We start from the raw sequence: 621 nt of genomic DNA, 5'->3' as shown, positions 1-621 counted from the left end.
GAACAAAAACAACTCATAGTAAAGTATGAGCAGCTAAAATTGTTTGAAATAATAAGAAATTAGTATTCAAAAGAAGAAGTAGACAATTATCCAGTAGAAAAGCCTAAAAATTAGGCTTTTTTTATCTGTTTTTAAATTAAAGCAGGGGTCTCAGTAAATAATGGTTGGTATTAGATGCACGATAATATAATGAGGTAAAATTAATTTTTACCAAAAAAAAATTTTTTTACCATCTTGTTTAAAAATGATATAATTTTCTTAAAATTATATTTATTTAAGAGAGGACTGGTGGAGAGTTTGCTGACATTTGGTACAGTTATAAAGCAAAATGCAAGTAAGTATAAAAATAAGCCGGCTGTTATTTTTCAAAATACGATCAAGACATATGAAGAGTTAAACATTAGCGCGAACAAAATTGGAAACGCTTTCTTGGATCGTAGCTTTCAAAAAGGCGATAAAGTAGCTGTCATGTTAAAAAACCATGCTGCTTATGTCGAGATCATTGCCGGGCTGTCAAAATCGGAGTCATCATTGTACCGATAAACTATCGTCTGGTTGGACAGGAAGTAGAATATATACTAAGAAACTCTGAAAGCCGGGGATTCATTATTTCAGAAGAAT

The 621-nt window shown here is 31.1% G+C and carries 1 protein-coding gene; it reads left to right on the top strand.

What is annotated here, in order from left to right; translation table 11 throughout:
- Positions 1 to 288 precede the first annotated feature (288 nt).
- Positions 289 to 543 carry an AMP-binding protein gene (locus AC1DUW_RS31785; RefSeq protein WP_477644574.1) on the top strand — a complete coding sequence of 85 codons (255 nt, stop codon included), beginning with the start codon at positions 289 to 291 and terminating at the stop codon, positions 541 to 543.
- Positions 544 to 621 lie beyond the last annotated feature (78 nt).

The sequence above is a fragment of the Peribacillus sp. P4_C12 genome (genome assembly GCF_056402095.1).
Note: the sequence above shows the minus strand (reverse complement) of the source record. Positions and strands in the feature narration are given on the sequence as shown.